Origin of the sequence: Streptomyces sp. NPDC046831 (genome assembly GCF_040645305.1) — a bacterium.
Classification (GTDB): Bacteria; Actinomycetota; Actinomycetes; order Streptomycetales; family Streptomycetaceae; genus Streptomyces.
Map to the genome: position 1 here is coordinate 61,062 of NZ_JBEYXZ010000012.1, position 23,634 is coordinate 84,695.

Annotated in this window: 18 protein-coding genes and 1 riboswitch; of the genes, 10 read left to right on the forward strand and 8 right to left on the reverse strand. The window is 74.5% G+C overall.

From position 1 onward, the window contains the following. Nucleotides 1-52: 52 nt before the first annotated feature. The 3 genes from ABZ920_RS13370 to ABZ920_RS13380 all read left to right on the forward strand — a co-directional run bounded on the left by ABZ920_RS13370 (nt 53) and on the right by ABZ920_RS13380 (nt 1,731). Entirely contained in the window at nt 53-475 is a 423-nt protein-coding gene (locus tag ABZ920_RS13370) for a DUF6003 family protein (RefSeq protein ID WP_361502856.1), read from the forward strand. A 101-nt stretch (nt 476-576) separates the two neighbouring features. Further along, nucleotides 577-1,113: an isochorismatase family cysteine hydrolase gene (locus ABZ920_RS13375; RefSeq protein WP_361502859.1), complete on the forward strand. Its 537-nt coding sequence runs from the start codon at nt 577-579 to the stop codon at nt 1,111-1,113. Between the two features lie 165 nt (nt 1,114-1,278). Next, complete coding sequence (locus ABZ920_RS13380) at nt 1,279-1,731, forward strand: universal stress protein (RefSeq protein WP_361502862.1); 453 nt, start codon at nt 1,279-1,281, stop codon at nt 1,729-1,731. Between the two features lie 114 nt (nt 1,732-1,845). On the opposite strand, the gene ABZ920_RS13385 is transcribed toward ABZ920_RS13380, so the two are convergent. Continuing rightward, on the reverse strand, nt 1,846-2,505 hold the full coding sequence (locus ABZ920_RS13385; protein WP_361502864.1) for an OsmC family protein: 660 nt from the start codon (nt 2,503-2,505) through the stop codon (nt 1,846-1,848). A gap of 160 nt (nt 2,506-2,665) precedes the next feature. Then, the gene (locus ABZ920_RS13390; RefSeq protein WP_361502867.1) at nt 2,666-3,574 is read right to left on the reverse strand and encodes a pyridoxamine 5'-phosphate oxidase family protein; all 909 of its coding nucleotides are present in this window, start codon (nt 3,572-3,574) and stop codon (nt 2,666-2,668) included. A 440-nt stretch (nt 3,575-4,014) separates the two neighbouring features. Between ABZ920_RS13390 and ABZ920_RS13395 the strand changes: the two genes are divergently transcribed. Beyond that, nucleotides 4,015-4,599, forward strand: coding sequence for a hypothetical protein (locus ABZ920_RS13395; protein ID WP_361502870.1), 585 nt, complete (start codon nt 4,015-4,017; stop codon nt 4,597-4,599). 257 nt (nt 4,600-4,856) lie between these two features. Then, nucleotides 4,857-5,738, forward strand: a complete 882-nt coding sequence (locus ABZ920_RS13400; RefSeq protein WP_361502873.1) for a universal stress protein — start codon at nt 4,857-4,859, stop codon at nt 5,736-5,738. Between the two features lie 119 nt (nt 5,739-5,857). Here ABZ920_RS13400 and ABZ920_RS13405 read toward each other — a convergent pair whose 3' ends face one another. Then, nucleotides 5,858-7,603: a GAF domain-containing protein gene (locus ABZ920_RS13405; RefSeq protein ID WP_361502876.1), complete on the reverse strand. Its 1,746-nt coding sequence runs from the start codon at nt 7,601-7,603 to the stop codon at nt 5,858-5,860. Between the two features lie 342 nt (nt 7,604-7,945). On the opposite strand from ABZ920_RS13405, the gene ABZ920_RS13410 reads away from it, so the two are divergent. Both ABZ920_RS13410 and nadE read left to right on the forward strand, forming a co-directional pair. Continuing rightward, nucleotides 7,946-10,825, forward strand: a complete 2,880-nt coding sequence (locus tag ABZ920_RS13410) for a SpoIIE family protein phosphatase (protein ID WP_361503125.1) — start codon at nt 7,946-7,948, stop codon at nt 10,823-10,825. 500 nt (nt 10,826-11,325) lie between these two features. Next, the gene (gene nadE / locus ABZ920_RS13415) at nt 11,326-12,156 is read left to right on the forward strand and encodes an ammonia-dependent NAD(+) synthetase (protein WP_361502879.1); all 831 of its coding nucleotides are present in this window, start codon (nt 11,326-11,328) and stop codon (nt 12,154-12,156) included. A gap of 162 nt (nt 12,157-12,318) precedes the next feature. Here nadE and ABZ920_RS13420 read toward each other — a convergent pair whose 3' ends face one another. Both ABZ920_RS13420 and ABZ920_RS13425 read right to left on the reverse strand, forming a co-directional pair. Then, entirely contained in the window at nt 12,319-13,014 is a 696-nt protein-coding gene (locus ABZ920_RS13420) for a response regulator transcription factor (RefSeq protein ID WP_361502882.1), read from the reverse strand. Nucleotides 13,015-13,207: 193 nt separating this feature from the next. Further along, nucleotides 13,208-15,592 (reverse strand): phosphoketolase family protein, encoded by a 2,385-nt coding sequence (locus tag ABZ920_RS13425; RefSeq protein ID WP_361502884.1) that lies wholly within the window; start codon nt 15,590-15,592, stop codon nt 13,208-13,210. A 407-nt stretch (nt 15,593-15,999) separates the two neighbouring features. Between ABZ920_RS13425 and ABZ920_RS13430 the strand changes: the two genes are divergently transcribed. Further along, nucleotides 16,000-16,425, forward strand: coding sequence for a pyridoxamine 5'-phosphate oxidase family protein (locus tag ABZ920_RS13430; protein WP_361502887.1), 426 nt, complete (start codon nt 16,000-16,002; stop codon nt 16,423-16,425). Nucleotides 16,426-16,831: 406 nt separating this feature from the next. Continuing rightward, nucleotides 16,832-17,003: riboswitch (cyclic di-AMP (ydaO/yuaA leader) on the forward strand. Nucleotides 17,004-17,110: 107 nt separating this feature from the next. After that, nucleotides 17,111-19,033 (forward strand): NlpC/P60 family protein, encoded by a 1,923-nt coding sequence (locus ABZ920_RS13435; protein ID WP_361502890.1) that lies wholly within the window; start codon nt 17,111-17,113, stop codon nt 19,031-19,033. A 490-nt stretch (nt 19,034-19,523) separates the two neighbouring features. Here ABZ920_RS13435 and ABZ920_RS13440 read toward each other — a convergent pair whose 3' ends face one another. Next, nucleotides 19,524-20,627, reverse strand: coding sequence for an AI-2E family transporter (locus tag ABZ920_RS13440; RefSeq protein ID WP_361502893.1), 1,104 nt, complete (start codon nt 20,625-20,627; stop codon nt 19,524-19,526). 379 nt (nt 20,628-21,006) lie between these two features. Here ABZ920_RS13440 and ABZ920_RS13445 point away from each other — a divergent pair, with 379 nt between their 5' ends. Next, nucleotides 21,007-21,948: a diacylglycerol kinase family protein gene (locus ABZ920_RS13445; RefSeq protein WP_361502895.1), complete on the forward strand. Its 942-nt coding sequence runs from the start codon at nt 21,007-21,009 to the stop codon at nt 21,946-21,948. Between the two features lie 53 nt (nt 21,949-22,001). Here the strand turns inward: ABZ920_RS13445 and ABZ920_RS13450 are convergent, their stop codons facing one another. Both ABZ920_RS13450 and ABZ920_RS13455 read right to left on the reverse strand, forming a co-directional pair. Then, nucleotides 22,002-22,679, reverse strand: a complete 678-nt coding sequence (locus ABZ920_RS13450) for an HdeD family acid-resistance protein (protein ID WP_361502898.1) — start codon at nt 22,677-22,679, stop codon at nt 22,002-22,004. A gap of 119 nt (nt 22,680-22,798) precedes the next feature. Beyond that, a complete protein-coding gene (locus ABZ920_RS13455) occupies nt 22,799-23,614 on the reverse strand; it encodes an SAM-dependent methyltransferase (RefSeq protein ID WP_361502901.1) in 816 nt (271 codons plus the stop codon). Nucleotides 23,615-23,634: the final 20 nt, after the last annotated feature.

The window sequence follows — 23,634 nt, forward strand, 5'->3', positions numbered from 1 at the left end:
AGGGGGTAAGGGATCGGCGTTCGACCACGCCACCCCCTTCGTAGGAGCCGAGATGACCGACGACGCCTACCTGCTGCTGCTCGACGACGCCGCCACCCCGCTCGGGGTGCCGCCGGCCGCCGTGGGGCCGCTCTCCTGCATGGAGACCCCCGCCGTACGGGCGTGGCTCGACGCTCAGGGCGTCACGGCCACGTCGCCGAGGCTGCGGATCCTGCCGCCGGAGGAGACGGCGGCCATTCCCGAGCAGGCGGAGCGGCTGCCGGTGCCGCTGGGCGAGGAGGAACTGGTCCTCCTGCGCCAGCACAGCGCCCCGGAGTCCGCCGCCCGGATCGAGGAGGAACTGCTGGCCTACCGCGACTGCGCGGAGGGCCGCGACGCGCTGCTCGGGCGGGCGCTGGCCGCCGGCGTCCCCGTGCGCCGCATCATGGAGATCACGGGCGAGGACTCCGCCACCGTGATGGCCGCCGCCCGCTGAGGCCGGGATGCGGCCGGGGAGCGTGCCACACCGTCGCCGTCACGCACGCGCGCTGCCGCCGGCCGGACCACTCGGCCGGCGGCAGTGGCAGTCTTGATCACATGGGCAAGACCGCACTCATTCTCATCGACATGATCAACCCCTACGATCACGAGGACGCCGACCTGCTGATCCCGTCGGCCAAGTCCGTCGTGCCGGTGCTTGCCGGACTGCTGGAGCGGGCACGGGCGAAGGACGTACCCGTGATCTACGTCAACGACAACTTCGGCGAGTGGCGCTCCCACCACGGCGAGCTGCTGGACCAGGCCGTCGCCGGGCCGCACGCCGACCTCGTCGAGCCGCTGAGGCCCGACGGCTCCTCCCTCTTCGTCGTCAAGGCCCGGCACTCGATCTTCTTCGAGACGCCGCTGAACTATCTGCTGAACGAGCAGGGCATCGACCGGCTGGTCCTGTGCGGCCAGGTGACGGAGCAGTGCGTGCTCTACTCCGCCCTGGACGCCCACATCCGCCGGTTCGAGGTCGTCGTGCCGCGCGACGCCGTCGCCCACATCCACGCCGACCTCGCGGACGCCGCGCTGCGCATGATGGAACGCAACATGGGCGCGACCCTCTGCGAGAGCCGGGAGCTGTGGGACTGAGCGGTCCGGGACGCTCCCCCGCGCCGGCCGGCGGGGGCGCGGGGCAAGGGCTGGCCCCTCCCCCGGCCGGGGCCCGGCGCGCCCGGCTGGCACAGTCGGACCGGGCCGGGCAGCGTGGACGGCAGAGGCAGCGACCGCTGCGTGCGAGTGCTGAGTGAGGTGGCCATGGAACCCTCGGAAGCGGAACGCCGGGTGGTCGTGGGCGTGGACGGTTCACCGTCGTCGTACGAGGCGCTGCGCTGGGCGGCGCGGTACGCGCGGCTCGTGGACGGGACCGTGGAGGCGATCCACGCCTGGGACACCCCGTCGGCCGTCGGCTGGAGCGGTCCGGCGATCGACCCGGAGTTCGACCTCGAACAGGCACGGGAGCGCTTCTCGCAGGAGCTGCGCAGTGTCTTCCCGGACGAGCAGCCGGTGCGGCTGCGCGAGCACCTCGTGGAGGGTGATCCCTCGGAGGTGCTGATCCGGGCTTCGCAGGGGGCCGAGCTCCTGGTGGTGGGCAGTCGCGGCCGGGGCGGGTTCGCCCGGGCCATGCTGGGGTCGGTCAGTCAGCGCTGCGCGCAGCACGCCGCGTGTCCGGTGGTCGTCGTCCGGCAGGAACACGACAGGGCTCACTGACCGGGCGCACCGCGGACCACGTCGTGCGCCGTCCGCAAGCCATGGCCCGGCGTGTGCCCGGGTCCGGTCGCGGGCGCCGGGCGAGCGGTGCGGGCGGTGCCGGCGGCGGCTCGCCTACGCCGGGCTCCGTTCGGGCGCCGGGACCGGTGTCCCGTGCGCGCCGATCCGGACCTCCAGGCTCGTCCGGGGCGGCCGCGCCGGCGTGGTGCCCGGCGCGCCCTGGGCGACAACGTCGCGGAAGGCGGGGATCCGGTCCTCCGGCAGGGACGGCGCCGCGACCGTCAGTTCGATCCCGGCCACCTGGGCCGGACGGTCCGCGGCCGTGCGGAACCGCGCCGAGACGCGCAGCCCTTCGCGGTCGAGGCCGTGCCGGTCGAGGTAGCGTCCCGCGTGCTGCGCCACGCCGGCGGCGACGGAGGACACGTACAGCTCGACGGGGGTGGGCGCGGTGTCGCTGCCGCCGTCGGACTGCGGCAGGTCGACGGTGAGGACGTGACCGCGCACGCGGATCGCGCAGGCGTCGCCCGCGACGGGACGCACCTCGACCTCCCCGGGCGGCGCCGCGGGTGCCGGCTGCACGGCGTCCGCCTGGTACAGCAGCAGGCCCGCCAGGCGCCTGGCCTCCTCGGGCGTCATCGACGCCCACAGCTCGCCGCCCTTGTCCTGCGGCGTGGTCGAGGTCTCCAGGACGACGCGGTCCATGGCGGGCGGCAGTCCCCGCGGGGCGAAACGTGTCACGCCGATGACGCGTCCGCAGCGCGTGTGGATGTTCATCTCGGCTCCTCCGGCGGACGTCCCCCGCACCGACCAGTCGACCGCCGCCGCCCCGGCGGCGTCTGGGGCCGAACAGTCCACGCCCGGCCCCGAAGGTCCCGGCCGGCCGCGCCGCCGCGCCGCCCGCGCACCGGTTGCCCGCGCTGGTTCGGCGGGCCGCTCAGCCGTCGGCCGCGGTGATGCGGCGGCCCGTCATCCGGGCGGCACGGATGTGGATCCACAGGGTGCGGCCCTCCCCCGCCCACGGGTCGGACCGGGCGTGCTCCTCGAGCCGGCGCACCGTCCCCGGGTCGGTGACGTCCTCGGCGCGGCCGACGACGAGGACGCTCCAGCCCTGGCCCATGACGTCGTCGACATGGTCGACCTCGAAGGCGACCTCCGCGCCGACGGCCGCCGCGGGCGCCGTGCCGGGCGCGGTGCGGAAGACGAGCCCGTCCTGCACCACCTCGTAGTTGACCGGCAGGACGACGGGGCCGTCCGGCGTGGTCAGCGCGACGCGCCCGACCCCGTGCGTCGACAGCAGGCTGCGGCACTCGTCCTGGTCGAGGTCGCGCAGGCGGGGATGGAGCAGGGCGTGCCCCTGCCCCGGCGGCAGTTCCTGGTCACCGCCCTGGAGCTCGATGAGCGTGGTGCCGAGCGCGTCGGCCAGGCGCATGAGGGCCGCGAGGCTCGGTTCGGCGGGATGGTGCTCGAGATAGGACAGATACTGCGGTGACATCCGTGCCAGCCGGGCCGTCTCCTCGATGCTGAGCCCGAGCCGTTCCCGCGCGGCGGCCAGGCGCCGGCCCACGTCCCCCGCCCGGCAGGCGCCGCCCGCCGGCCGCACCGGCGCGGCGAAGCCCTCGCCCGGACGGGCGGGGCCGCCGGGCGGGGCCTTCTCGTGGCAGGGGTGCTGGACGTGCGCGTCGGGCCCGGGGAACAGGAGCGTGACCTCGCCCGTGTCCGACCACCGCACGTCGTAGGGAGGCGTTCCGTCGTCGTGGTGCAGACCGACGATCTCGCCGTCGCGCCGGGTGAACCCGGTGACCGGACTTTCGACGATCAGCCGATCGCCAAGGTGAGCTTGCATGAGCGTGCCGTTTCCCTGCGAGTCTGCTCCCTCAAGGATCCGGCTTCTCGGCGCCGTCCACCAACAGGGGCCGGTGTTCCGTCCGGTGGGAAGGGAGGCGGCCCTGCCGCGCTCGGGGCCCTCACAGCCGCGCGTGCGCGGGCGGCGGCGCCGGAGGGTGCCGGGCAGGGGCCGGCGAACGCGGGTCCGTGACGCGGCCGCCGGTGCGGCGGCCGGGTCACGAGGGCGAGCGTGTCGCCGGTCCCCGGGCCGACGGCGTCGTGCCCCGCCGCCCGCCGCCTCGCGGCCCCGGGCGCGGACCGGCAGCCGCGGGGCTCGTTCGGCCGGCCAGCCCGATGGGGCCGGTTGGCCTCCTGACCGCGGCCAGCAGTGCCCGTACGGCCCTGCCGCGTGACCGGTCCCGCCATGAAGGCTGGTGACGACAGCCGGAGGTGAGCGCGATGCGGGGTAGGAATCGGAACCGGCGGTCGCTGTGGCGTTGGCGGCACAACCCGTTGCGTCGCCGCGAGGACCTGGTCGAGGGCTGGGTCCTCCTGAGCGCCTGGCTCGTGGTCGCGGTGGGAGGCCCCTTCACGGGGGTGGTGACCGCGCAGGCGACCGTGGACAGCCTCGCCCAGCAGCGTGCCGACCGGCATCCGGCCACCGCCACCGTCGCCGGTGACGCCGTGCGGCCCGACACCGGCCGTGTCGGTGCCGGCAGCGACCGCGTCTTCGCCACGGTGCGCTGGACGGCCCCGGACGGCAGCCGGCACTCGGACCAGACCCTGGTCGACGCGGGGGCCAGGGCGGGCGACCGGATCACCGTCTGGACCGACGGCGGCAACCGGGTCAGCCCGCCGCCGCTGACCCCGGTGCAGGCACTGACGCAGGCGGCCGTCACCGGCGCCTCGGCGTCCCTGGCCGTGACGGGCGCCGCCGCCGGCGGGTTCTACGCGGTCCGCGTCGTCCTGGACCGGCGCCGTGCGCGGGCCTGGGACGCGGAGTGGGAGGAAGTCGGACCGCAGTGGGGGCGCACGGCGCACTGACGCACGCTCAGCCCCACCGGCGACGCGGCCTGCCCCTCCGCGGCACCGCGCGCCCGGCACTCCGGCCGCGTCGCGGTACGTCCCCGACCCGCAGGGCCGATCGCCCCGTGCGGGGAGAGGGTCGCGCCGTCACCATGGAAGACACCCGCGGGCGCGCCGCGGCGGCCGCCCGGGCGGCGCCGTGCGCCCCGCTTCCGCGGCGTAGCGCACGCCCGACCGCGGCCCCCTGACCGCGCCCGACATCCCCGGAGGCGTTGATGACGCACACCGACGGCCGCAAGCCGATCGTTGTCGGTGTCGACCCCGATCCGGACCGGCGCACGGCGCTCGCCTGGGCCGCCGCCGAGGCCGAACGGCGGGATCTGCCGCTGCTGCTGGTGCACGCGCAGGGCGTGCCGACCGCCGGGTACCGCCCGCGCGGCGGGCACCCGTCCTGGGAGGCCTGGAAGGACGACCTGCACGCGGCCGGGGACCAGGTGCTGAAGGCCGCGGTGTCCTTCATGGAGTCCCGGCACCCCGGGGTGGAGACGGCCGGACTGCTGGCGGAGGGACATCCGGCCTGGGTGCTGCGCGAGCAGTCCCGGCAGGCCACCGAGGTGGTGGTGGGGTCCTGGCACCTGAGCACGCGGCAGGAGCTGTCCACTTCCGCGTCCGTCGCGCTGCCCCTCGTCGCGCACGCGTCCTGCCCGGTGGTGGTGGTTCCCGGCCCGGAGCGGGCCGGCGACGAACCGCCGTACTTGGTCGTGGGCGTGGACGGCAGTGCGCACTCGGCCGCCGCGGTGGACTTCGCCTTCGAGGAGGCGTCCCTGCGCGGCGCGGCGGTGCGGGCGCTGTACGTCTGGCATCCCCCCGCACTCGGCGTGCTGGACGAGCCGGCGGCCGTCGCGGAGTGCCGCCGGGTGCTGTCGGAGACGGTGGCCGGCCGCTCGGCGACCCACCCGGAGGTCGAGCTGCACCAGGACGTGGTGCGCGGTCATCCGGTGCAGGTGCTCACCGAGGCGTCCGGGCACGCGCTCGGGCTGGTGGTGGGCACGCACGGACACGGCGGCTTCGGCGGCATGCTGCTGGGTTCCGTCAGCCAGGGCGTACTGCACCACGCGCGCTGCCCGGTCCTCACGGTCCCCCGGCCGGACCGGTAGCCGGCCGCGCCGCCCCCGCGCGGCTACGACGGCGGACCTGCCGTGCGACAGCGGTCCGGGTGGGCGCCGTCGGCCGGGCGGTCCGGCAGACGGCGCCGTGGCAGAGGGCGCCGCGGCGGTCAGCCGCCGGCCCCGCGCCCCGACGAACCGTCGACCGGGGCGTGCCAGACCAGCCGGGTGCCGCCGCCGTCCGGGGTGGTGATCTCCATGTCCCCGCCCAGCTTGCGGGCGCGCTCCGCCATGTTCCGCAGACCGCTGCGGCGGCCTCCGGCCGGGATGCCGACGCCGTCGTCCGTGACCGTGAGGCGCACCTGCCTGCCGTCGGTCTCCAGCACCACCTCGGCGCGGCCGGCCCGCGCGTGCTGGGCGATGTTGGCCAGCGACTCGGAGAGCACGGCCACCACGTGGCCGGCGGTCTCACAGGAGACATGGGTGTCCAGCAGGCCTTCCATCCGCACGCTGGGCGCGAGGCCGAGGACCGGTGTGGCCTCCCCGACCACGCGCACCGCGCGTGCCCTCAGACCGGGTGCGGTGCCGTCCTCGCGCGAGCGCAGCCCGAAGATGGTCGACCTGATGATCCTGATGGTCTCGTCGAGGTCGTCCACGGCCCGCAGCACGCGTTCGGACGCCTCCGTGTGCTCGATGAGACGGCCGGCGCTCTGCAGGGTCATGCCGGTGGCGAACAGCCGCTGGATGGCCAGGTCGTGCAGGTCGCGGGCGATCCGGTCGCGGTCCTCCAGCAGGGCGATCTGCTGGGCGTCCTGCCGGCGCTCGGCGAGTTCCATGGCGACGGCCGCCTGCGCGGCGAAGACCTGCAGCGGTTCCATCTCCTTGCCGGAGAACTCCCGCCCGCCCGCCTCCCGGACCAGCAGGACGACGCCCCGGACGCCGTCGCCCGATCCGATGGGCACGGCCACGGCCGGGCCGAGGCCGGCGAACCGCGGGGGCCCGGCCGAGTTGTCCTCACCGCGGGCGACGTCCGGGGTGCTCGCCGGGACACCGCCGGTGAAGGCCTGTCCGATCAGGCTGCCCTCGGGGGGCAGCACCAGGCCGCGCAGTCCGTCGGCCTGGTCGCCGAGGGCCAGTTCCACCGTGAGGGCGCCGGTGCCCTTCATCGGCGTCGCGACGGCGGCGAGGGCGGCGCCGGTGTTCTCGCGGGCCCGCTCGGCGATCAGGCCGAGGACCTCGCCCTGGGCGGCGCCCGACATCAGGCTGTGGGTGATCTCCGCGTTCGCCCTCAGCCAGCGCTCCCGCAGCCGCGACTCCTCGTACAGCCGTGCGTTGTCGATCGCCACTCCGGCCGCCACGGCGAGCGTGGAGAGGACGGCCTCGTCGTCCTCGTCGAACTGCGCTCCGCCGCGCTTCTCCGTCAGGTACAGGTTGCCGAAGACCTGGTCGCGCACGCGGATGGGGACGCCGAGGAAGGTGTTCATCGGCGGGTGGTGCGCCGGGAAGCCGTACGACGCGGGGTGCTCGGAGATCTTCGCCAGCCGCAGCGGCTCCGGGTGCCGGATCAGCTCGCCGAGGATGCCGTGGCCCTCCGGGTAGGGTCCGATGCGGGCGATCCTGTCCTCGTCGACGCCGATCGTGTGGAAGGCGGACAGCCGTCTGCCGTCCGGGCCGATCACGCCGAGTGCCGCGTACTGGGCGTCGACCAGCACGGCCGCCGCCTCCACGACGCCGGACAGCGCCTGTTCGAGATCGAGCTCCCTGCCGACGAAGAGCACCGCCTCCAGCAGGCTGTGCACCCGGTCCCGGGTGCCGCGTGCCGCGTCCAGGCGGGCCTGCAACTCCTCCAGCAGTTCGTCGAGCCTCAGCTGGGGCAGCCGTATCCGGGCCTCGCGGGCGTCCCCGGTGCTTCCCACCGCTGCTCCTCCAAGCCACCGCGACGTGCCGGGGAGCCGGCCCGCTCTCCGGTCACACTACTGGCTGACCGGCACCCTCCGACGGCGAAACCCCCGGACGGGGCAACGCGTACAGCACTCCCTCCCCCGCGGCACGCCGGCCGAGCAGCCCGACGAGCCTGCCGCCCGGGGTCGGACGGGTCGTCGGGGGTGTGTCGGGTGCAGGACCTCGCCGGCCTCGAGGAGCGACTGGGCCTCCCGCAGCGCCAGGCGGAGTCCTGGCGCGGGTCCTGTGAGCCGAAACGGGCGAACCGGCGGCCCGAGCGGGTGTCAAATTCCCCGATTACCCTGGTTTTCGTGGAGATGTACCCGACGCCCGCGGACGGCGGCCGGGGGGACGAGGAGTCTCCGGCTGCCGGGATACGGCCGGAGATCCTCGCCTCCTGGCGGCGCTCGCAGGCGCGCGGCATCGACCGCGAGGGGGCGGCCCTGCCGGTCGAACACGACCTCGACCCGGACTCCCGGCTGGTCCGGGCCGCCGCACCGGTACTGGAACGCCTGCGCGAACGCTTCTCGGGCCTGCCGGTGACCGTGACGCTGGCCGACGCACGGGCACGCATCGTGGAGCGGCTGGGCGACAGTGCGGGACTGGCGCTGATGGACGCCGCGTCCCTGGTGCTGGGCGCCAACGTCGACGAGCGGTTCATGGGAACCAGCAGCGTCAGCATGGTCCTGAGCACCAGGGCGCCGTTCGTGGTCGTCGGCCACGAGCACTATCTGCACGGCCTCAAGGAGCTGACCTGCATGGCTGCGCCGGTGCGCGACCCGGTGGGCGGCACCGTGCAGGGCGTGGTCAACCTCTCCGTGCCCCGGACGCTGGCCGACCCCGGCATGGCGCTGGTCCTGCAGGACGCCACCGACCGCATCGGAGAGCGGCTGCTCGAGCTGACCAGGACCCGCGAACGCGAGCTGATGCGCTCCTTCCGCCGGATCCGGGAGCCCGACGGACGCGGCGCCGGGCCGGACCTCGCCCCGGGTGACCTGCTCCGGCCCGGTGAGCCGGCGCCCCGGCTGACCGCGCAGGAGCGGCTGGGGCTGCTGGAACACGCCATCGAGCTGATCTCCTCCAGCGGCACGGCGTATGCCGAGGTGCCGCTGGCCGGCGGCCGCGTCGCCCTGCTGCGCCGCCGCGAGCTGTGCCACGGCGACGCGGAGGGCGCGGCGGTCGAGGTCGGTTTCCAGGACGCCGGCGGCGCGGGAACGCCGGAGGCCGTCACGGCGATCGCCCCCGGCGGTCGCCACGCGCTGCTGAGCGCACCGGGCACGGCGACGGCGACGGACACGGCCGAGAGGACGGCCCCCGTCGAGGCCCCGTACGCGGCGGACGAGGCGCGGGCCGATGAACCGGGCCCGGCCCCGCCGGGCGCCGACCGGGCGGCCGACGCGTGGCTGCTGCTGGTGGGCGAACCCCGCGTCGGGCGGCTCGCCGCCGAGGCCCGCGGCCGGCTGTCCCTGCTGAACGAGGCGGGCACCCGGCTCGGCACCACCCTTGACATGCGGCAGACCGCCGAGGAGCTGGCGAGGATCGCCGTGCCACGCTTCGCCGACCTGGTCGTCGTCGACCTTTCCGACGGCATCCTGACGGACGAGGACCCCCTGCCCGGCCGGCCGTGCCCCGAGGTGGCGCTGCGGCGGGTGGTCGTCTGGGCCGGCCGGGACGTCGGGGGCGCTCCGCCCGGCGGCACGGAGGAGCAGCCGGTCGACTACCCCGCCGGCACACCTCAGCACCGGTGCCTCGAGTCGGGCCGGCCGGTCGCGGACTCGGTGCCGGCCGGCGTCCCGGCGGACGGCGGGCACCCGGTCGGTCTGCTCGGCGAGGGCACGCACTCCTACCTCGGCGCCCCGCTGTCGGCGCGGGGCTGCGTGCTGGGCCTGGTGGGGTTCTACCGCCGGGGCGGGACGAGGCCGTACGAGCAGGACGACCTGACGCTGGCGGGCGAGCTGGCCGCCCGGGCGGCGACCAGCCTGGACAACGCCCGCCGCTACCGCCGGGAGCGTCTTGCCTCCCTCACCCTGCAGCGCAGTCTGCTGCCACGCGCGCTGCCCCGGCTCAGGGCCGTCGACCTCGCCTCCCGCTACCTGCCCGCGGACGCCCGGGCGGGTGTGGGCGGGGACTGGTTCGACGCGATCCCGCTGTCCGGTACGCGTGTGGCGCTGGTCGTGGGTGACGTGCCCGGGAACGGTCTGCACGCCGCGGCGACCATGGGCCGGCTGCGCACGGCGGTGCGGACGCTGGCCGCGCAGGACCTGCTGCCCGAGGAGGTGCTGGCCCACCTGGACGACCTGATCAGCCGCACCTTCGACGAACCGGCCGGCAGTCCGGCCGGGGACCAGGACCCCGCGACCGGGGCGACCTGCCTGTACGCCGTGTACGACCCGGTGTCCTGCCGCTGCACGGCGGCACGCGCCGGTCATCCGCCGCCCGCGCTGCTGGTGCCGGACGAGCCGGCCCGGGTGATCGAGCTGCCGTCCGGGCCTCCGCTCGGACTGGGCGGACTCCAGCCGTACGAGTCCACCACCGTGGACCTGCCCACCGACAGCCTGCTGGCCCTGTACACCGACGGCCTGCTCAAGGAGAGCCGCGGCTACGGGGACACCGAGGTGCGCACCGCGCAGCTGCTGGCCTCGCTGGACGGGTCCGGTCCGGCGCTGGAGGACGTGTGCGACGGGGTCACCGACGCCCTCCTGCCCGGCGGTCCGCGTGACGACGTGGCCCTGCTGCTGGCCCGCGTCCACCCGCTGCCCGCGGACCAGGTGGCGTCCTGGGAGTTCCCGTCCGACCCCTCGGTCGTGAGCCGGGCCAGGGCCCTGGTCTCCGCCCAGCTCGCCGCCTGGGACCTGTCGGACCTGGACTTCAGCACCGGCCTGGTGGTCAGCGAACTGGTCACCAACGCGGTGCGGTACGGCGGGCAGGGGCCGATCGGCCTGCGGCTGCTCCGCGACGACGCGCTGATCTGCGAGGTCTCCGACCGCAGCAACACCTCCCCGCGCATCCGGCGGGCGGCGACGACCGAGGAGGGCGGGCGCGGCCTGTTCCTGGTGGCGCAGTTCACCAGCAACTGGGGCGTCCGCTACATGCCGCAGGGCAAGACGGTCTGGGCCGAGCAACTGCCGCGGACGAGGCACCCCGCCTCGGAGGTGGACGAACAGGCGCTGCTGGCCCTGTTCGACGAGCCGAAGTGATCCGGCGGCCCGGAAAACGCCCCGGACCGGGACAGCCGGGACGAGCGCCGCGGGGACCCATGGCCCGCCGCCTGCCGTGGAGGCGGCCGGTCGTGCCATCGGCCCGCGGTGCCGGACCGGCCCCCGGCCCCGCCGCACGCAGGGTGAGAACCCGGCCGTGCCGTGGAGGCGGTGGGGGCTCGACGGCCGGGCTGGGACGGCTGTTCAGGGTGCGGCCGGCCGGTGCCGCAGCGGAACGCGCCTGATTCGATCCGGTCCGTGCGGGCATGCGACGGCCATGTTCTTCTTCAGCAACCGCATCGGCTGTGTCGGCTCGCTGCTGATCAGCGCCGTGGCGACCATCCTGCTGATCATGCTCTTCCGCCACTGACGCGTCCGCCGACTCCCCGCACGGCACTTCGCAGCCGTCCTTTAGAGTGCATCCGTCCCTTACACATGTCTGAAATCTTCCGCCCGACGGCGCGTGCCGACCGTGCCCCGGGCACGACCGAGGAGCGAGTGTGACCGATCCGGCGTCCATGTCCCTGCAGCAGGAGATCGCCCGGGACCTGCAGGTGAGCCCGTCCTTCGATGCGCAGCAGGAGATCGAGCGCCGGGTGGCGTTCCTGGCCGACCGGCTGACCTCCACGGGTCTGCGCTCGCTGGTGCTGGGCATCAGCGGCGGTGTGGACTCCACGGCCGCGGGCCGGCTGTGCCAGCTGGCGGTCGAGCGGGTCCGGGCCGGCGGGCAGGAGTCGACGTTCCTCGCGATGCGGCTGCCGTACGGCGCGCAGGCCGACGAGAAGGACGCGCAGCGGGCGCTGGAGTTCATCCGGCCCGACCGGGTCCTGACCGTGGACGTGAAGCCCGCCAGCGACGCCGCGCTGGAGACGCTGCTGGCCGGCGGCGCGGTCTTCCGCGACGCACGCCACCAGGACTTCGTGCACGGCAACATCAAGGCCCGGCAGCGCATGATCGTCCAGTACGCGGTGGCGGGCGCGCACGACGGCCTGGTGGTGGGCACCGACCACGCCGCCGAGGCGGTCTCCGGGTTCTTCACCAAGTTCGGCGACGGCGCGGCGGACGTGGTGCCGCTCACCGGCCTCACCAAGCGGCGCGTACGGGCCGTGACGGAGGCGCTGGGCGCGCCGTCCGAGCTGGTGCGGAAGACCCCGACCGCGGACCTGGAGACCCTCGACCCGGGCAAGCCCGACGAGGAGGCGCTCGGCGTCACGTACAACGACATCGACGACTTCCTGGAGGGCAAGCCGGTCGACGAGGCCGCCTTCGCGGCCATCGTCCAGCGCTACCGGCTCACCGAGCACAAGCGGCAGCTGCCGATCGCGCCCTGAGCCGGTCTTCCGCCGGCCCCACCGCGAGCCGGACGGCCGGCGGCGGTGACGTCCGGTCGGGTGGGGCCGCCGGCCGCGCCCTCCCCCGCCGCCGGCGGTGGCCGCGGCCGGCGGACGGCGCCCGCGGCCTCCGCCGCGCGGGGTCTGCCGGTGCGGCGGTGCTCAGTGCCCTTCGCCGCCCCGCAACCGGTCCTGCGCCTGGGTGGCGATGACTGCGGCCTGGATGCGCCGCTCCACGCCGAGCTTGGCCAGCAGCCGGGAGATGTGGTTCTTGACCGTCTTCTCGGCCAGGTACAGCCGCTGGCCGATCTGGCGGTTCGTCAGGCCCTCCCCGATCAGGGCCAGGATCTCCCGCTCCCGCTCGGTCAGTCCCGGCAGGGCGTCGGGCTCCGGCTCCTGCTGCTGCCCGCCGCGCAGCCGCGCCATCAGCTTGGTGGTGGCGCTCGGGTCGAGCAGCGACTGGCCTCGCGCCACCGTCCGGACGGCCGAGACGAGGTCGGAGCCCTGGATCTGCTTCAGGACGTAGCCGGACGCCCCCGCCATGATCGAGTCAAGGAGTGCCTCCTCGTCGTCGAACGAGGTCAGCATCAGGCAGGCCAGCTCCGGCAGGCGCGAGCGCAGTTCCCGGCACACGGTGACGCCGTCGCCGTCGGGCAGGCGGACGTCGAGGACCGCCACGTCCGGGCGCAGGGCGGGCACGCGTACGAGGGCCTGCTCCACGGTGGCCGCCTCACCGACCACCGTGATGTCCGGTTCGTCGTCCAGCAGGTCGTGCACCCCGCGCCGTACCACCTCGTGGTCGTCCAGCAGGAAGACCCTGATCGGGGTGTCGGTGCCGGCCTGCTCGCTGTCCGCCATCGGTCGCTCCTCGTCACACGTTCGCATTCCATCGGCATCCTTCCCCCTTCCCCGGACGGCGGGCCAGGGCCGGTCGGCCCTCTCTGTCCGGCCGCCCGACCGGGCGCACCCGGCCCGGCCGGTGTCCCCCGCCCCCGGTACGGGCCCCGCTCACGCAGCGGCGTGTGCCGGCCGTGGGCCCGCGCGGTCCGGCTCAGCCGTTCCAGGTCCAGTCGGCCACCTCCGGCAGGTCGGTGCCGTGCTCCCGGATCCAGGTGTGGTGGCGCTCCCGGGCGTCCGCCATGCGCTGGCGGACGCCCGCGGCGCGCACCGCCAGGCCGGGGACGCGGTCGATGACGTCCATGACCAGGCGGTAGCGGTCCAGGTCGTTGCGGACCACCATGTCGAACGGGGTGGTCGTGGTGCCGATCTCCTTGTACCCGCGCACGTGCAGGTGCGGGTGTCCGGTGCGCCGGTAGGCCAGGCGGTGGATCAGCCACGGGTAGCCGTGGTAGGCGAAGATCACCGGCCGGTCCGGGGTGAACAGCCCGTCGTACTCGAAGTCGCTCATGCCGTGCGGGTGTTCCTCGCGCGGCAGCAGCCGGGCGATGTCGACGACGTTGACGACCCGCACGGCGAGATGGGGCAGGTGCCGGCGCAGCAACTGCGCGGCGGCCAGCACCTCCTGCGTCGGCACGTCACCCGCGCAGGCCAGCACCACGTCCGGTGCGCGCGAGCCGTCCTCGGTACCGGCCCAGTCCCAGATGCCGGCACCGCGGGCGCAGTGCACCCTGGCCTGCTCCATGGACAGCCAGTCGAAGCAGGGCTGCTTCCCGGCGACGACCACGTTGACGTAGTCGCGGCTGCGCAGCACGTGGTCGGCCACCGACAGCAGGGTGTTGGCGTCCGGCGGCAGGTAGACCCGCACCACCTCCGGGCTCTTGTTCAGGATGTGGTCGACGAAGCCGGGGTCCTGGTGGGAGAAGCCGTTGTGGTCCTGGCGCCACACGTGCGAGGTGAGCAGGTAGTTGAGGGAGGCGATGGGGGCGCGCCAGGGCAGGCGGCGGGTCACGCGCAGCCACTTGATGTGCTGGTTGACCATGGAGTCGACGAGGTGCGCGAACGCCTCGTAGCAGGAGAACAGCCCGTGGCGGCCGGTAAGAAGGTAGCCCTCCAGCCAGCCCTGGCAGGTGTGTTCGGACAGGATCTCCATCACCCGGCCGTGCCGGTCGAGGTGTTCGTCCACCGGCAGCGTGCAGGCCTGCCAGGCCTTGCCGCTGGCGCCGTAGACGGCCTGGAGGCGGTTGGAGGCCGTCTCGTCGGGGCCGACCAGGCGGAAGTCGCGGCGCTCGGCCGTGGCCCGCATGACGTCCTCGAGCATGTCGCCGAGGACGCGGGTCGGTTCGTGCGTGCTCGCGCCGGGCTTGTCCACCTCGACGGCGTACCGCTCCAGGGGCGGCAGGGGCAGCTCGCGCAGCAGGAGCCCGCCGTTGGCGTGCGGGGTGGACCCCAGCCGCCGGGCCCCGCCCGGGACGCAGTCGAGCACCTCCGGGCGGGGCGCGCCGTGCTCGTCGAACAGTTCCTCGGGCCGGTAGGAGCGCATCCACTCCTCCAGCTGCCGCAGGTGGTCGGGGTTGTCGCGAACGGCCGGCAGGGGCACCTGGTGGGAGCGCCACGTCCCCTCCACGGGCAGTCCGTCGGCCTCGGCCGGCCCGGTCCAGCCCTTCGGGGTGCGCAGCACGATCAGCGGCCAGCGGGGCCGGTCGGTGACGCCCTCCTCGCGGGCGGCCCGCCGCAGCGCGGCGATGCGGTCCAGCGCGGTGTCCATGGCCTCAGCCATCGCGCGGTGGACGGCGGCCGGATCGTCGCCGGTGACGTGGAGCGGATCGTGTCCGTACCCCCGCAGCAGGGCGTCGAGTTCGTCCGCGGGGATCCTCGCCAGCACCGCCGGGTTGGCGATCTTGTAGCCGTTCAGGTGCAGGATCGGCAGGACGGCCCCGTCGTTCACCGGGTCGAGGAACTTGTTGGAGTGCCAGGAAGCGGCCAGCGGGCCGGTCTCCGCCTCGCCGTCGCCGATCACGCAGGCGACGAGCAGGTCCGGGTTGTCGAGCGCGGCGCCGTAGGCGTGGGACAGCGAGTAGCCGAGCTCGCCGCCCTCGTGGACGGAGCCCGGCGTCTCGGGGGCGACGTGGCTCGGCACCCCGCCGGGGAAGGAGAACTGCCGGAACAGCCGTGCCATGCCCGCGGCGTCCCGCGTGATGTCCGGATAGGTCTCGGTGTACGACCCCTCCAGCCACGAGTTGGCCAGGACGGCGGGCCCGCCGTGACCGGGGCCCCAGATGCACAGCGCGTCGAGGTCGCGGGCCTTGATGACGCGGTTGAGGTGGGTGTGGACCAGGTTGAGGCCGGGCGAGGTGCCCCAGTGTCCGAGCAGGCGCGGCTTGATGTGCTCCGGGCGGAGCGGCTCGGTCAGCAGCGGGTTCGCCATCAGGTAGATCTGGCCTACGGACAGGTAGTTCGCGGCGCGCCAGTGGGCGTCCAGCGTGAGCAGTTCCTCGTCCGGGAGCCGGGCGGGCGCCTGGTGCGTGTCGACGGACATCGGGGTTCCTTTGCGGTCGGGACGGCGGTCGGGTTCGGTTCCGGATCTCGGGAGGGCCGCGCCGGTTCCGGGCGGCGGGGCGGGACGGGGGTCGGGCTGCCGGCGGACGGGGGTCGGGCTGCCGGCGGGGCGGTGGTCGAAGGCGCGGCGGGCGGGGGCGGGGCGATGTCCTGCGGTACGCATGTCCCACCCTCCGGTGCTTCTGCGGGTACCCGACAGGGCCGTTCGGGCCACGTCGCCGCCTCCCGGCGCCGCCGGAGCCCGCTGGAAGTGGCGTGATTCGTTCGTCCGGCCGGGTGACGGGGTGGGCCGAGCGGGGCGCGCGGAACACCGGTGAGTGCCACGGGCGCCGAGACGGGGCACGGATGGCGAAGACGTCCGCTTCGGCACCGCTGGAGGAGACCCGTATGGCCCTGAACCGCGAAGAGCGTGAGAAGTTTTTCGCCGAGCCGCACGTCGCCGCGCTGGCGGTCGGCGCCGGAGCGGACAGAGCCCCGCTGACCGTGCCCATCTGGTACCAGTACGCGCCGGGCGGCATCGCCTGGATCCTGACCGGCAAGGACTCCCGCAAGAACCGGCTGATCGGTGCGGCGGGCCGGTTCACCCTGATGGTGGACCGCGTCGAACCCACGATCCGGTACGTGTCGGTCGAGGGCCCGGTCGTCGGGACGGAACCCGCCACCATCGAGCAGCTCCGGGAGATCTCGGCCCGCTACCTCCCGGCCGACAAGGTCGACGCCTACGTCGACTTCGCCTGGAAGAACCACGGCGAGCAGGTCGTCGTCCGCATGCGCCCCGAACGCTGGGTGTCGTCCGACCTCGGGTCCGTCTGACCGCCGCCTGGGACTCCCTGTCGCGGCCCCGGCGCGGCGGGAGCAGGGGCCGCGGGGCCGGGGCTCGTGCAGCCGGGCGACGCGACGGTACGCGAGCCGGTACGGCCCCGCACAGCGCCGGGCCGCCCGGGGTCCCGTGCTCGCCGCCCCGTCTCCGGGGCCGTGCCGCACGCGGCACGGCCCCGGCGGCCCGGCGCTGCGCGGGGCGGGGCGGGGAACGGCCCGGCAGGCAGGCAGGCAGGCAGGCAGGCAGGCAGGCAGGCAGGCAGGCAGGCAGGCAGGCAGGCAGGCAGGCAGGTAACGAACCCGCATCGGTCCCGTCGCGGTTCGACCTTCACACCAGGCACACATGTTCGCTAAGTTGACGCCCGGGCCGCACGATTGCCTCCGGCGAACCCGCCGGATCGCGTGGCCTCCGCCGCGTCCGGCGCGCCCTCGTGGCCACCGGAGCCGGGAACCCGACCGACCTTGTGGTGAATCGGCTCAACAGCCCGGCAGGGCGGGGCCGTAGGGCACACCTTCCGAAGCGACCGCCCGAACCCGACTGCCGACCCGGTAGGCGGTCCGCGGAAGGAGTACGTCTTCCTTGGCGCCGGAACGACCTTCGCGCCCCGCCGGCAGTGGCCTCCCCGGCGCGCGCGACTCCGCCTCGGCAACGGGCGGTGACGGACCCAGCCGTGAAGAGGTGCAGCGGCGGGTCAGTGCCCTGTACGACCAGGCCGAGACGGCCACGGGGAACTACAACGCGACCCGGGCGAGGAGCAGGGCACGGCGCACCCGCGTCGACTCCGCGCCCGGCGACACCTCCTCGGCGGGACGGGACCCGGCCCTGGAGAGCGTCACCAGGCAGTGGTTCGACCTGGCGCGCGCGCAACTGGGGCCGACCGTCCCGGCCGTCCTGCCCGCCGACCGCCGCCCGAACCCGGCCGCCTCCCGGTCCGCGGCGCCGGCGAGGCGCCCGGCGGGTGAACTGACCGCCTCCGGGCCCGCGTCGGACACGCGGGACAGGCTCGCGCTGCCGGCCGGACCGTCCGCCACGGCACCGGCCCTGCCGGAGCCGGCCGCCGCACCGGCCGCCGGCCTCCCGAGCCTGCCGGCCGGACCCGTCGCCGTGCCCCCCGCACGAGAGCTCACCGCGGGCCCCGACCTCACGGCGTCGACGGCCTCGACGAGCTCAATGACCTCGACGGTCTCGACGGTCTCGACGGTCTCGACTGCACTGGTGATGCCGGAGCCGGCCGCCGAACCCGCCGTGGCACCGGCGCGGTTCGCCCCCGAGCTCCTCACCTCCGCGGACCTCCTCACCCCCGTGCCCGCGCCCGCCCCGTGGGCCGGAGTCGCCGCCGAGCCGGCGCCGACGGTCGCGGCCACCGCCGGGACGCGGCCGGAGGCCGCCGCGACCCGGCCGCCCTCCGTCGCCCGGCCGCGGCCCGAGGTGCCGAGCTCTGCCAAGGAGCGGTTGCAGAGGAAGATGGACCAGGCCCGCGGGCTGCTGGCCCGGCAGGCCGGCCGGGGAAGCGGCCCGGCGACCGGAACCGGAGCCGGGCCGGCCGGCGCCATCTGGTACGCGGACGCCCCCAGTGCGTCCCGGCTGACCTCTCAGCAGCTGCTCGAACAATGGACGGGGCAGCCGGCGGCCTCCGGCCCGGGCAACGCCCCCGACGGGGGCCGGGCCGACTGGTCCGGCACGGCGGTGAGCCCGGGCCAGCCGGGCACGGCCGCCACCCCCACCACCGGCGCGGCCCCCGACACCACGGCTCCCTTCCCCGCCGTCCCGCCCTTCCCCGATCCGGCCGCCGCCTCGACGACGGCAGCCTCCCCGGCCTGGCCGGACCCGGCCACCGCCCCCTCCCCCGGCGTCCCGGTCCTCCCGGACCCGGCCGCCGTCCTCATGACAACGGCGCCCTTCCCCACCGTCCCGACCTACCCGGACCCGCCAGCCGCCCCCACCACCACGGCGCCCTTCCCCTCCGTCCCGGCCCACCCGGACCCGGCCGCCGTCCTCATCACAACGGCGCCCCTCCCCACCGTCCCGACCTATCCGGACCCGGCAGCCGCCCCCACCACCACGGCGCCCTTCCCCACCGTCCCGACCTACCCGGACCCGCCAGCCGCCCCCACCACCACGGCGCCCTTCCCCACCGTCCCGGCCCACCCGGACCCGGCCGCCGGCCCCGGCCCCGGGGCCCCCGTCGTCCCCACCACCGCCGCCCCGCTCGGTGTCGGTGACGTCGGGGGTACGGCGTACGAGAGGAAGGCGGCGAAGGCGCTGGCCTTCGCCCGCGCGCAGGTCGGCAAGCCGTGCGTCTGGGGTGCGACCGGGCCGGACTCCTACGACTGTTCGAGCCTCACCCAGGCCGCCTGGAGAGCGGCCGGGGTCGACCTGCCCCGCACGGCGGCCGGCCAGGCCGGCTGCGGCACGCCCGTGGCCCTCGCCGAGATGCGGGCCGGGGACCTGATCCTCTTCTACGGCGACGTCAGCCACGTCGGTCTGTGCACGGGCAACGGCCTGATGATCCACGCGCCGAGCCCGGGGGCGCCGATTCGCGAGGAGTCGGTCTTCTTCGCCGGGGCCCGGGCCGTCCACAGCGCGGTGCGTCCCGCCTGAGGCCCGTGCCGTCCCCGCCCCGGCGGGGACGGCGGGTACCCCCGGGCAGTCCACTACCGCAGCGTGTTTCCTGACACGCCCGCGCGGCTCCGGCGCGAGGTCCCGGCGGGCGGGGTCCCGGCCGGGGGCTGTCCGCGGCACCTGCAGCCCCCTGTGCAGGGGGTCCGGTGCGTGCGGCCGCAAGGGCGCGGAGGACGGCGACGCCGAGCGTCGACCATCGACGACAACGTCGCAGCGCGCGCCGGACCCCGTCCCCGGATGCTCCGTCGGACAGCCGGCGCTCGGCATCGAGTCGGGTTCGACGTCCACGACCAGGCGCGCCCTGGGCGTCTTCCGGCAGTTCCGGCGTTGCGTGCCGCGGCGATGGCGACCGCTCCGGTCCAGCCGGCGAGCAGATCGCGACAAACCCGCACCAGCGAGGATCATGGGTGTGCGGCTCGTGCCTGTCCACCGAGTCGTCGAAGGCGTCGCCGGCGAGGCCCTGCGACGGTCATCCGCGGGCGTCGGTCCGATCGGTGTTCTCGGGGTCGCTGTCCGCCCGCGTCGGCAGCCCCGGCGGCCGCCCGTGGCGGTGAGCCCAGATGTCACCGAGCACGACTTGGACGATCCCGGTGACGGGAATCGCCAGCAGGGCACCGAGGATCCCGGCGACTTCGGTGGCGATCAGGATGGCCAGCAGCACGGTGAGGGGGTTGAGTCTCACCGTCCGGGAGAGGATGACCGGTTGCAGGAGGTGGTTCTCGGCCTGCTGGTAGACGATGAAGAAGACGATGGCGCCGATGCCGGCCGCCAGGGAGTGGGTGAACGCCACTGAGGAGGCGACGACGGCTCCGATGGTGGCCCCTACCAGGGGAATGAGGTCGGTCAGGGCGACGAACAGGGCCAGCAGACCGGCGAACGGCACTCCGGAAACCAGCAGCATGACGTAGGTCAGCACTCCGCAGATGACGCTGATCAGCAGGTTGCCGGTCAGGTAGCCGGTCACCGTACGCGCGCACGCGGCGCCCACCCGGCGGATGCGGGCGGCACGCGCGTCGTCCACCAGGCTCAGGGCGCCGTCGATGGCCTTCGGCCCTTCCAGCACCATCAGATAGGCCAGGACGAAAATGGTGAGAGCGCCTGTCGCGGTGGTAGCGGCACTGCGGATGAACTTCAGGACGGGCGTGCTCAGTCCGGTGGCGAACGTGTGGATCTGCGCTTGATGCCGCTCGGCATACTGCAGAGCGTGCGTCCGCTGCAGCAGGCTGCCGACTGGCCCGCGACCGGCCCGGGCGTCCCTGATCATCGCGGGCAGGCGTTCGGCGAAGCGGCTTCCCTCCTGAGCCAGGGGGATGACGAACAGGGCGATCACCGCGCCGATGGCCGCAGCCGCGGCCAAGAAGACCAGCAAGGTGGCCACCGCCCGTCGGCACCGCGGCACACGGCGCTGCAGCGCCTCCACCACCGGGTGAAGGGAGACGGCCAGCAGCAGCGCGATGACCGCCCAGATCAGGACGCGGTGGGCGTGCACCACCAACTCGAGTACTACGTAGGTGGCGAGCACCAGACCGATGGTGGCGAGGATGGTGCGCACCGGAACCTGACGCGACGCCATGGGCACTGGGTGCCCAGACCCCGTCACGGAGAAACGGGGTGACCTCCCTCGCGCGGGTCGCTTTGCCGCGTGCCGCACTCGCCAGGACCGTGACGGCAGTGGCGCCTCGACCCCGTGCGCCCCGGGTGCGGATGCCCGAGCCGAGCCGCAAGATGATGCCGTACGCCTCACGCGTTGAAGGAAGTGTCATGGTGACGGTGGCCGCAGGTGCACTCGCCGGACCGTCGGCCCCGGCGGGGACGGCGCCCTCAGCCGTCGGCCTGCTCACGGCAGTCCTGCCGGTGCCGGCGTGCGCCGGTCCGCATGCGGCCTGTCGGCACGCGCCGTGACCGGTAACGAGTCGCGACCGGCGACCAGCGCGCTGCGGCCCTGTCTGATCGTGAATCCCCATTCGGGGAACGGGAAAGCCCTCCGGTTCCGGATCGCGGAACGGGCCTGTGCGTTCGGAGCGCAGGTCGTTCTGATCGATCATTCCCGGCCACGGGATCCGGCGACTGTCGCGCGACGCGCCGTGGCTGACGGTGCGGATCTGCTCGGGGTCGCCGGCGGAGACGGCACGCTGGCACTCGTCGCCGCGGTGGCCGCGGAGAGCGGCCTGCCCTTCGTGGTCATTCCGGCCGGCACCCGCAACCACTTCGCGATGGACCTCGGCCTGGACCGTGAGAACCCTTCGGCCGCGCTGGAGGCCCTGACGGACGGCGTCGAGCTGCGCGTAGACCTCGGGTATGCGGGCGAGCGGGCATTCGTCAACAACGTGTCGTTCGGAGCGTATGCCGCTGTGGTGCAGGACCCTGCCTATCGGGAGGACAAGATCGGCACCATGGTGAGGACCCTCCCGGAGTTCCTGGCTCGCCACGAGGGTCCGGAGCTGGTGGTACACGCGGGGCTGGTGACCGTGACCCGGCCGGATGCCGTGCTGGTGAGCAACAACCCCTACCAGATCGACGACCCGGCCGGGCTCGGCAGACGGGCGCACCTCGACTCCGGGCTCCTGGGGCTGCTGGCCGCGAGAGCGGAGACGCCACCAGAGACGGCCGCCAGGCTGCGAAGCGGGCAGCTGCACGGGCTGACCCGTCTCGCGACACCCGACGGCGTCGTCGTCGAGGCCGACGCCCCGGTCGTCCCCGTCGGGCTGGACGGCGAAGCCGTCACCCTGCCCACTCCCGTACGGTGCCGGATCAGTCCCCGGACGCTGCGGGTGTGGGTTCCGCGTCATCGACCGGGCGTCGCGCCCACCGGATGGCGGCCGTCGGGACGGGCCGTCGTCCAGCGGGCCGTCTCACTTGTCACGCGGGGTACTCATGGTGGTCACACCGACTGACCGGAGCACGCCGCGCGGTGGGTGGTCGTGCCGCCGCTCGCGTTTCCGGCCGGTCAGTGCTGGGGGTGCGGGCGGGCGTGGAACAGGGGGCGCCGCTGGGTGGCCGTACCCGAAGCGAGATGACCGATCTCGACGCGAGTCCTGATCGCACGGACCACTTCGGTCAGGCCCAGAACTATGGCCATGACGCCCACCACCAGGGTGAGTGTCGCGATCGAGACGAACGGCATGACGATCATCACGATGCCGGCCATGGTCCCGATGATCCCGAATGCCACGTGCCAGCCGCGCCCCGGCATGGCGGGGGCGGAGGCCGCCGCGGCCGTCTCCGTGATACCGCGCAGCAGCCAGCTGAAGCCGATCCACAGGGCGAGCAGCAGGATCGACTCCAGGGGGCCCCGGAAGCAGAGGAGACCCAGCAGGATGGATGCGGCGCCGGTGATGAAGTGCAGGACGCGAAGGTGCCGGGGGACGTGGGTACCGAAGGCGGCGGCGAGTTGGAAGACGCCGGTGACCAGGAGGTAGACGCCGAAGAGAATGCCGACGACGCGTAGGGTCGCGCCTGGCCAGACCAGGACGACGACGCCCAGGGCGATGGCGGCGAGGCCCATCGTGAGCAGGATCTGCCAGCCTATGTTCGCCAGGGCGGCCATACCTTCGGGAAGGGGGCCCTGTTCTGGTTCGGTGCCGCGCGAGGGCCCGGGGGCGGGAGAATCGGTAGGAGATGTCATGACACCTGCCTCCTCCATGGGGCAGCTATATCACCTGGGTTGCATGTCCATCGTCACCCGATCGGCCGTATGTTGCTCGGTGGAGAGGGTGCCCGGCAGGGCGAGGCGACCGGGCACTCCTAGGAGTCCTTGCGGCCGACGCCGGCGTACACCCAGTACTGGGCCGGGTTCTCGGGGATGTCGTCGGCCGCCTCCGGGCGCCAGAGGGGGACGTGGACCAGCCCCGGCTCGACCAGCTCGAAGCCGTCGAACAGGGAGCGGATCTGCTGCCGGGAGCGGGCGGTGACCGGCGAGGTGGCCCGGGAGCGGTACAGCTGCCCCACGGCGGCCGCGGTGTCCGGGCGGTCCTCGTCCGTGGCGTGGGTCAGCGCCAGCCAGCTGCCCGTGGGAACGGCGTCCCGGAAGGCGGCCACGATGCCGGCCGGGTCCTCCTCGGGTGTGACGAAGTGCAGAATCGTGATCATCAGGACGGCGATGGGCTGCCGGAAGTCCATGAGCCCACGCACCTGCGGGGAGGAGAGCACGTCCTCGGGCTTGCGGATGTCGGCCGCCACGATCGCCGCGTCCGGGTTGCCGGCGAGGAGCGCCTCGCTGTGCGCCACGGCCACCGGGTCGTTGTCGACGTACACGACCTTCGCGCCGGGGCTGGCGGCCTGGGCGACCTCGTGGACGTTGCCCTGGGTCGGGATGCCCGAGCCGAGATCGATGAACTGACGCACACCCGCGTCGACCAGGAAGCGCACCGCACGGCCCAGGAAGGCGCGGTTGGCGCGGGCCAGCGTACGGACCTGGGGATCGATCGCCGTGAAAGCGGCCACCGCCTCCCGGTCTATGGCGAAATTGTGATCCCCGCCCAGCATGGCGTCATACATCCGGGCCACGCTCGCCTTGCCCGGATCGACGCCCTGCGGCGGACCGCTTCCGTCCGGCCTCATGCCAACTCCCCTTCGTGTCA

Coding starts and splice junctions, on each gene's coding strand:
- ABZ920_RS13370 (WP_361502856.1), top strand. CDS start 53: ATGACCGACGACGCCTACCTGCTGCTGCTCGACGACGCCGCCACCCCG.
- ABZ920_RS13375 (WP_361502859.1), top strand. CDS start 577: ATGGGCAAGACCGCACTCATTCTCATCGACATGATCAACCCCTACGAT.
- ABZ920_RS13380 (WP_361502862.1), top strand. CDS start 1,279: ATGGAACCCTCGGAAGCGGAACGCCGGGTGGTCGTGGGCGTGGACGGT.
- ABZ920_RS13385 (WP_361502864.1), bottom strand. CDS start 2,505: ATGAACATCCACACGCGCTGCGGACGCGTCATCGGCGTGACACGTTTC.
- ABZ920_RS13390 (WP_361502867.1), bottom strand. CDS start 3,574: ATGCAAGCTCACCTTGGCGATCGGCTGATCGTCGAAAGTCCGGTCACC.
- ABZ920_RS13395 (WP_361502870.1), top strand. CDS start 4,015: ATGCGGGGTAGGAATCGGAACCGGCGGTCGCTGTGGCGTTGGCGGCAC.
- ABZ920_RS13400 (WP_361502873.1), top strand. CDS start 4,857: ATGACGCACACCGACGGCCGCAAGCCGATCGTTGTCGGTGTCGACCCC.
- ABZ920_RS13410 (WP_361503125.1), top strand. CDS start 7,946: ATGTACCCGACGCCCGCGGACGGCGGCCGGGGGGACGAGGAGTCTCCG.
- ABZ920_RS13420 (WP_361502882.1), bottom strand. CDS start 13,014: ATGGCGGACAGCGAGCAGGCCGGCACCGACACCCCGATCAGGGTCTTC.
- ABZ920_RS13425 (WP_361502884.1), bottom strand. CDS start 15,592: ATGTCCGTCGACACGCACCAGGCGCCCGCCCGGCTCCCGGACGAGGAA.
- ABZ920_RS13430 (WP_361502887.1), top strand. CDS start 16,000: ATGGCCCTGAACCGCGAAGAGCGTGAGAAGTTTTTCGCCGAGCCGCAC.
- ABZ920_RS13440 (WP_361502893.1), bottom strand. CDS start 20,627: ATGGCGTCGCGTCAGGTTCCGGTGCGCACCATCCTCGCCACCATCGGT.
- ABZ920_RS13450 (WP_361502898.1), bottom strand. CDS start 22,679: ATGACATCTCCTACCGATTCTCCCGCCCCCGGGCCCTCGCGCGGCACC.
- ABZ920_RS13455 (WP_361502901.1), bottom strand. CDS start 23,614: ATGAGGCCGGACGGAAGCGGTCCGCCGCAGGGCGTCGATCCGGGCAAG.